The organism is Polaromonas sp. P3_C2, assembly GCF_056402675.1.
This window is the reverse complement of the sequence record NZ_JBFUGX010000173.1, coordinates 1-7,194: the sequence shown is the minus strand read 5'-3', so window position 1 is coordinate 7,194 and position 7,194 is coordinate 1. Positions and strand designations below refer to the sequence as shown.

Sequence of the window (7,194 nt, the reverse complement as noted above, 5' to 3'; positions counted from 1 at the left end):
TCGCGCACCAGCACCGGCACCTCGTCCAGCCCGGCCAGCCTGGCCGCACGAAAGCGCCGTTCGCCGGCGATGATTTCGTACTTGCCGTCGTTGGCGCCGCTGGTCAGCCGGCGGACCAGGATGGGCTGCATGATGCCCTGCACCTTGATGGACTCGGCCAGCTCGTAGAGCGCGCCTTCGTCCATGCGGGTGCGCGGCTGGTACTGGCCGGCGACCATGTCACTGAGGCGCAGCGAGGCCGGCAGGCCCGGGCTGTTGGCTGTGCTGCTGGCGTTCTCCGCGTCCGTCGCGCTTTCGCTGACCTTGGGGCCGAGCAGTGCTTCGAGCCCGCGGCCCAGGCCTTTGGGTTTTTTGGTGACCATGGTTTTATCTTTCTTTCAATTCGTCATTGCGAGCCGGGCGTGAGGTCCCCGCCCAGAGATTGCAGCACGCCGCGCCAGAGGGCGTCGCGCTCTTCATAAGGTTGTGCATCCTGTTTGCCGCTGGCCTGTTCCCACACCGAGGTGAGCACCATCACAATGCCGGTGGACGGCTGCACATACACCGTCTGGCCGTGGATGCCCTGCATGGCAAAAGTGCGTGCCCGCAGCGGCATGAGCCAGAACTGGTAGCCATAACCAAAGTAAGGCGTGGCCTTGCGCGGCTTGAACGCAGGCGGCTGGCGCGCCGGATCCGTGGCGTCCAGCAGGTAGTCCAGCGGCAAGACCTGCAATGCGCCGGGTTTGCCGGTCGCCTTGTCGATGGCACGGCCGTCATTGGCCAGCAACTGGCCCAGCCGCGCCCAGTCGCGCAGGGTGGCGTTGAAGGCGCCGTAGGATTGCTCCTGCCCGTCGGCGGAGATGCGCCAGAAGGCATCATGTTCGGCGCCCATGGGCTTCCACAGCCACTCGGTGGTGAGCTCGGACATGTTCTTGCCGATGGCGGCCACCACCACGCGGCCCAACACGTCGGTCTCGGAGCCGGCATAAACGAATTTTTCACCGGCCGGCGAATGCCGGTCAGTGATGGACTTGAGCACATCCAGCGGCATGCCGGCGCCCGGCGTTCCGGCAGAAGCGCGGGCGAGCCGGGCAATATCGTCCTTGCCGTCATAGCGTTCGGTAAACGTCAGGCCCGAACTCATGCGCAGCAGCTGGCGAATTGTGGTGGCGCCATAGGGGCTGCCGGCAAGGTCTTTGGCGTATTTCTCGGCGGGGTCGTCAAGCGAAGCGATCAGCCCCAGCGAGAGCGCCTTGCCGACCAGCAGCGAGGTCACGCTCTTGGCCATGGAGAAGGACAAAAAGCGCGCGTCATCCTTGCGGCCGTAGCGGTAGTGCTCGGCGATGATCTCGCCGTTTTTCAGGATCAGCAGGCCGGTGGCGCGCTGGCGGTCCAGGTAGTCGGCCAGCGTGTAGTTCGTGTTTTTGTAGCGGTAGCTGACCGCCGCCGGGCTGGCTGCGCGCGGCAAGGGGCTGGCCTCGGCCGGGTGCCCGACCACGCGGGTCCGCACCCCGGGCACTTTGTCGAGCGCTGACCAGGAGCCAACGCGGTAAGGGTTGAGCTGCCAGTTGTTCACGTTGCCCAGCGGATAATTTTGCGATTTTCCAAGCAGCTCTTCATCCGGCTCGGCATGCAGAGAACCACTCGCCCATATCGCCAGCACTATCAGGGCGAGTTGCAGGTAGCGCGCGCGTTGGTAAAAAAATGAGGTCATGGGCCAGGGGTGATGCCGGGTGAAGGTTCAATGGCCGGTGAAGTCAGCTCCTTGAGCTGCAGCAGCCGCAGGTACGCTTCGGGCCAGCCGCCCAGGCCGCTCTCGGCATTCAGGTGCCCGCAAGGTCCGGCGTCCACAAAGGTAGAGCCCCACGCGGCCGCGAATTGCCGCGCCCGCTGGATCGCGCAGAAAGGATCGTCACTGCTGGCAAACAGCGCGCTCTCAAACGGCAGTTTGTTCAGCGGCGCTGGCGACCAGCTGGGCAGCAGCTCGCGCACGTCCTCGCGGTCAATGTCGGGTGGAGCCACCAGCAGCGCGGCTTTGACGCGGTGAATGTTCCTGGAGTGGCTGGCCCAGGCCGCCACCAGCATGCAGCCCAGGCTGTGCGCCACCAGCACCGCTGGTTCGTCGCAGGACAGTAGCACCTCTTCCAGGCGCGCCGTCCAGTCGCCGCGCAGCGGGTGCATCCAGCTGTGCTGCTCCACGCGGGTGTAGCCGTCGGCCTCCTCCCACAGCGTTTGCCAATGGCCGGGGCCGCTGTTTTTCCAGCCGGGAAGAATGAGGACGTTGTCGGGTTTCATGTCGAAAGAAGATTGTTTGCTATGATTTTTATAGCTGCTGGCGCAAGCCCCCATTGGGCCACAGGCACTATTGGCATATAAAACTGCACCCTGGCGCGGTCACATTGCCTTGATGCGGTCCACCATTTCTTCGGCAAACGTGACGAAAGCCTGCGCGCCCCTGGAGGCCGGGTCAAACACCACGCCGGGCAGGCCGTAGCTGGGTGCTTCGGCCAGGCGCACGTTGCGCGGGATCACCGTGTTGAACACCTTGTCGGAAAAGTGTTCCTTGAGCTGGTCGCTCACCTGCTGCTGCAATGTGATGCGTGGGTCGAACATTACGCGCAAGAGGCCGATGATCTGCAGGTCTTTGTTGAGGTTGGCGTGCACCTGCTTGATGGTGTTGACGAGATCGGTCAGGCCTTCGAGCGCAAAGTATTCACACTGCATCGGCACGATCACGCCGTGTGCGCAACACAGGCCGTTGAGCGTCAGCATGCTGAGCGACGGCGGGCAGTCGATCAGCACGAAGTCGTACTGGCTGTCGACCTCGGCCAGCGCCAGCTTGAGGCGCTTTTCGCGGCGCTCGACATCCACCAGTTCGACCTCGGCGCCGGCCAGTTCGCGATTCGCGCCCAACACGTCGTAGCCGCACTTTTCACTGTGCACGCGCGCCTCGACCACCGAAGCCGATTCCAGCAGCACGTCGTACACCGTCATTTCCAGCTTGCGTTTGTCGACGCCCGAACCCATGGTGGCATTGCCCTGCGGATCCAGGTCGATCATCAGCACACGCTGGCCGACTTTGGCCAGGCCCGCGGCCAGGTTCACCGTCGTTGTTGTCTTCCCTACCCCACCCTTTTGGTTGGCTACGCAGAATATTTTGGCCATGTGTGCTTTTAGTTTTTGTTCGAGAGAGGATGCGAAATGCGATGGCGGCTTATTTGGAGACCGCGAGCTTGAGGCCGAAGCCGATCAGGAAAACGCCGGCCAGCTTGTTGAGGACCGCCGTGATTTTCGGGTTGGCGCGTATGCGCTCCGCCAGGTGATAGGTGATCATGACCGAGGTCAGGCCATACAAGAAAGTCAGGGCCGCAATCGTGGCCGCCATCACGGCGAAAGTCTTCAGGCCCTGGTGCAGGGCCGGATCGACAAACAGCGGGAAGAAAGCCATATAGAACACGATGGCCTTGGGGTTCAGCAAGGTGATCATCATCGCCTGCTGAAAGTAGTGGCGCGGCTTGATATTGAGCAAGGGCGCGTCGCCGGGCTTGGCCATCAGCATCTTGATGCCCAGCCAGGCCAGGTAAACCGCACCCGCCCACTGGACGATATGAAAAGCCGTCGGGTAAGCCGCCATGATGGCCGACACCCCCGCGACCGCCGCCCAGAGCAAAACCTGGTCGCCAGCAATCACGCCGAAAGTCGCACCCAGGCCGCCCGCGATGCCGCCCTTGCTGGTCGAGGTGATCAGCGCCAGGTTGCCCGGGCCGGGAATCAGCAAAAACACAATGATGGCGACGACAAAAGCGCCGTAGTCGGCGATGCCAACGAATGAGCCCAACATGGAGGTTCTCCAGAAAGTAGAGAGAAGTGAGGCTGTGAGTTTACGACAGGGGTGTGCCGCAGAAATGCCAAACTGGCCCGATCAAGGCCGATTTGGCATTCGCGAAGGGTTCTTTTTGTGCCCGAACAACGGGCCGAGGCGCTCGGCCCCGGTTTTCAGGCCGGGCTGGCGGCGGCTTTCGCCTGCATCCAGACAATGCAGCGCTCAGCATCCAGCCCCGGAACCTGCAGTTGTTCCACGTGAAACACTTCAGCGCCGGCTGGCAGGGCGGCAATTTCGTCGGCCGGGTGCTTGCCCTTCATGGCCATCCACACACCTTGCGGTGCCAGCGCGTCGGTCGACCAGTTGGTGAAATCGACCAAGGACGCAAAGGCCCGGGAGCAAATCACATCAAAAGAGGTGGTGATGGTTTCGACCCGGGCGTGCAGGCCGGAGAGGTTGGGCAGCTTCAAAGCCAGCGCCGCTTGCTTGATAAACGCGGCTTTTTTGGCCACCGTATCCACGCAAGTCACCGCTACGTTGGGGCAGCAAATCGCGATGACGACGCCCGGCAGGCCTGCACCGGAACCCACGTCCAGCAACTTGGCGCCCTCCTCCAGTCCGGCTTTCTGCAAATGTCGCTTCAGCGGAAGCACCGCCGCCAGGCTGTCCAGCAAATGGTGGGTCAGCATTTCCGCCGGATCACGCACGGCCGTGAGGTTGTAAACCTTGGTCCATTTGCCGATCAGGTCCTGGTAATCCAGCAGCTGGCCGACTTGCGCATCGGTCAAATCCAGCTGCAGCGCCTTGAGGCCGGCGCGCAAATCCTGTTCACCGCCGCGCATCAGGCCTGGGCTTTTTCGGTGGAAGCCCCGGCCGCCTGGAGTGGCGTCGTGTTTTTCCAGAGGTTTTTCTTCAGGTGCACCAACAGCAAGGAGATGGTGGCAGGCGTGATGCCGGAGATCCGGGAGGCCAAGCCTAACGTTTCGGGGCGGTGTTTGGCCAGAGTCTGGCGCGCCTCAAAGCTCAGCGCCGACACCTGCAGGTAATCCAGGTCGGCGGGCAGCTTGAGGTTTTCGTAGTGTGATGCCCGCTCGACTTCAGTCTTTTGCAGGTCGATATACCCGGCGTACTTGGCCGTGATCTCGATCTGTTCGATCACGCTTTTGGCCATGTCGTCGCTGGCTGCCGCTTCGGCTGCCAGTTCGGGGTTGGCGTACTTGCCCTCTTCCAGCGACATCAGTCCGGCATAGTTCACATCCGGGCGACGCAGCAGGTCCAGCAGGTTGTACTCCCGTTCGATGGATTTACCCAGAACCCGCTCGGCTTCAGCCACCGGCAGGTTGTTGGGATTGACCCAGATTGCCCGAAGCCGGGCTGTTTCACGTGAAACAGTGTCGCGCTTGCGGTTGAAGGCATCCCAACGGGCGTCGTCTACCAGACCCAGTTCCCGGCCTTTTTCGGTCAGGCGCATGTCGGCGTTGTCCTCGCGCAGCATCAGGCGGAATTCAGCCCGGCTGGTGAACATGCGGTAAGGCTCGGTCACGCCCTTGGTGATCAGGTCGTCAACCAGCACGCCCAGGTAAGCCTCGTCGCGCCGCGGCAACCAGGCTTCCTTCTCCTGGCATTGCAGCGCAGCGTTGATGCCAGCGAACATGCCTTGGGCCGCCGCCTCTTCATAACCGGTGGTGCCGTTGATCTGACCGGCGAAGAACAGGCCGCCAATGGCGCGCGTTTCAAAGCTGGATTTCAGGGCGCGCGGGTCAAAGTAGTCGTATTCGATGGCGTAGCCGGGCCGCAGGATATGGGCGTTTTTCATCCCCGCCATGGAGCGGACCAGGTCGTACTGGATGTCAAAAGGCAGGCTGGTCGAGATCCCGTTGGGGTAGATCTCGTGCGTGGTCAGGCCTTCCGGTTCCAGGAAAATCTGGTGGCTGTCCTTGTCGGCGAAGCGGTTGATCTTGTCTTCCACGCTCGGGCAATAGCGCGGGCCGACGCCGTCGATCTTGCCGGTGAACATGGGGCTGCGGTCAAAACCGGATCGGATGATCTCGTGGGTGCGCTCGTTGGTATGGGTAATCCAGCACGGCATCTGCCGCGGATGAGCAATCCCGCCTCCCATAAAGCTGAACACCGGCACCGGCCCTTCAGTGCCGCCCGGCATGCCGTCACCGGGTTGTTCGGTGCATTTGCTGAAGTCGATGGTACGGCCGTCGATGCGCGGGGGTGTGCCGGTTTTGAGCCGGCCTTGCGGCAGCTTGAGTTCCTTGAGCCGGGCCGAAAGCGATACCGCCGGCGGGTCGCCCGCCCTGCCCGCCGAATAGTTATTGAGCCCAACATGGATCTTGCCGTCCAGGAAAGTGCCGGCCGTCAGCACCACGGTGCGCGAACGAAAGCGAATGCCGACCTGCGTCACCGCCCCGACAACCCGGTCGCCCTCGACCATCAGGTCGTCGACCGCCTGCTGGAAGAGCCACAGGTTGGGCTGGTTCTCAAGCTTGCGGCGAATCGCCGCCTTGTACAGAATGCGGTCGGCCTGCGCGCGGGTGGCACGCACGGCCGGGCCCTTGGAGCTGTTCAGGATGCGGAACTGGATGCCGCCTTCGTCGGTGGCCAGCGCCATCGCGCCGCCCATGGCGTCCACCTCTTTGACCAGATGGCCCTTGCCGATCCCGCCGATGGAGGGGTTGCAGCTCATCTGCCCCAGGGTCTCGATGTTGTGGGTCAGCAGCAAAGTCTTGCAGCCCATGCGTGCGGAAGCCAGCGCGGCCTCGGTGCCTGCATGGCCGCCACCGACCACGATCACATCAAATTCTTGCGGATAAACATAAGGCGAGTGCATCACGCCTCCTTCGGGTAAAGCGGCTTTCAGGCTGGGGCGCCTGCATGCCATGGAGCGGTCCGGTGTCGATGGTGGCCAGGCTTGCCGCAGCCGCACGGCGGCGCGGCAACACACACATGCGCCGTGCAGGTGCCCCGGCCCATCGGTCCCCACAGGACGAAGGCACGATTTTATCAGGCGAGGCCTTATTTGTGCGGCCTGTCCGGGGGCATGGCCTTGCGTGGCTTCGGGGATTTGCTATCAATTCAATAGCTGCTTGCGCCCGTCCTTATTAGGCTGGAGCGTCAAAGTCCGTGCAAGACGGCTGTTGTGCGCGGCAGCCACGCCAAAAACCGGCCGCCAGCGGCCACAATAGCGGGCATGAAACTACTCGTCTTTGCTGGCAGCATCCGCCAAAACTCCTTCAACCGCAAACTCGCCCAGGTGACCGCCACACTGGCGCGCGCCAGCGGCGCCGAAGTCACCCACATCGAGCTGGCTGATTTCGACATCCCCATGTACAACGCCGACCTGGAGGCGCAGGGCACGCCGCCCGACGTGATGAAGCTCAAGC

8 protein-coding genes are annotated in these 7,194 nt (G+C 62.8%); 1 reads left to right on the top strand and 7 read right to left on the bottom strand.

The genetic code is table 11. The features are described from left to right. The 7 genes from AC1DWI_RS09465 to mnmG all read right to left on the bottom strand — a co-directional run. The coding region (locus AC1DWI_RS09465; protein ID WP_477724733.1) for a ParB/RepB/Spo0J family partition protein at window positions 1–362 on the bottom strand (362 nt) is incomplete at its 3' end. A gap of 23 nt (window positions 363–385) precedes the next feature. Next, window positions 386–1,693: a serine hydrolase domain-containing protein gene (locus AC1DWI_RS09460; RefSeq protein ID WP_477670383.1), complete on the bottom strand. Its 1,308-nt coding sequence runs from the start codon at window positions 1,691–1,693 to the stop codon at window positions 386–388. Beyond that, the gene (locus tag AC1DWI_RS09455) at window positions 1,690–2,274 is read right to left on the bottom strand and encodes an RBBP9/YdeN family alpha/beta hydrolase (RefSeq protein WP_477670384.1); all 585 of its coding nucleotides are present in this window, start codon (window positions 2,272–2,274) and stop codon (window positions 1,690–1,692) included. Before AC1DWI_RS09455 ends, AC1DWI_RS09460 begins: the two co-directional genes overlap by 4 nt. A 99-nt stretch (window positions 2,275–2,373) precedes the next feature. Further along, on the bottom strand, window positions 2,374–3,144 hold the full coding sequence (locus tag AC1DWI_RS09450) for a ParA family protein (protein ID WP_477670385.1): 771 nt from the start codon (window positions 3,142–3,144) through the stop codon (window positions 2,374–2,376). 49 nt (window positions 3,145–3,193) lie between these two features. Continuing rightward, window positions 3,194–3,820: a LysE family transporter gene (locus AC1DWI_RS09445; RefSeq protein ID WP_477670386.1), complete on the bottom strand. Its 627-nt coding sequence runs from the start codon at window positions 3,818–3,820 to the stop codon at window positions 3,194–3,196. Between the two features lie 155 nt (window positions 3,821–3,975). Further along, a complete protein-coding gene (gene rsmG / locus AC1DWI_RS09440) occupies window positions 3,976–4,644 on the bottom strand; it encodes a 16S rRNA (guanine(527)-N(7))-methyltransferase RsmG (RefSeq protein ID WP_477670387.1) in 669 nt (222 codons plus the stop codon). Then, on the bottom strand, window positions 4,644–6,641 hold the full coding sequence (gene mnmG, locus AC1DWI_RS09435) for a tRNA uridine-5-carboxymethylaminomethyl(34) synthesis enzyme MnmG (RefSeq protein WP_477670388.1): 1,998 nt from the start codon (window positions 6,639–6,641) through the stop codon (window positions 4,644–4,646). The genes rsmG and mnmG overlap by 1 nt, the downstream gene beginning before the upstream one ends. A gap of 360 nt (window positions 6,642–7,001) precedes the next feature. On the opposite strand from mnmG, the gene AC1DWI_RS09430 reads away from it, so the two are divergent. After that, window positions 7,002–7,194, top strand: a 193-nt coding sequence (locus AC1DWI_RS09430; RefSeq protein WP_477724732.1) for an NADPH-dependent FMN reductase, incomplete at its 3' end; no start/stop codon positions are given.

What these genes read in the sequence shown, in the direction of transcription:
- AC1DWI_RS09455 (WP_477670384.1), bottom strand. Translation starts at nt 2,274, where the DNA reads ATGAAACCCGACAACGTCCTCATTCTTCCCGGCTGGAAAAACAGCGGC.
- AC1DWI_RS09450 (WP_477670385.1), bottom strand. Translation starts at nt 3,144, where the DNA reads ATGGCCAAAATATTCTGCGTAGCCAACCAAAAGGGTGGGGTAGGGAAG.
- AC1DWI_RS09445 (WP_477670386.1), bottom strand. Translation starts at nt 3,820, where the DNA reads ATGTTGGGCTCATTCGTTGGCATCGCCGACTACGGCGCTTTTGTCGTC.
- AC1DWI_RS09460 (WP_477670383.1), bottom strand. Translation starts at nt 1,693, where the DNA reads ATGACCTCATTTTTTTACCAACGCGCGCGCTACCTGCAACTCGCCCTG.
- rsmG (WP_477670387.1), bottom strand. Translation starts at nt 4,644, where the DNA reads ATGCGCGGCGGTGAACAGGATTTGCGCGCCGGCCTCAAGGCGCTGCAG.
- mnmG (WP_477670388.1), bottom strand. Translation starts at nt 6,641, where the DNA reads ATGCACTCGCCTTATGTTTATCCGCAAGAATTTGATGTGATCGTGGTC.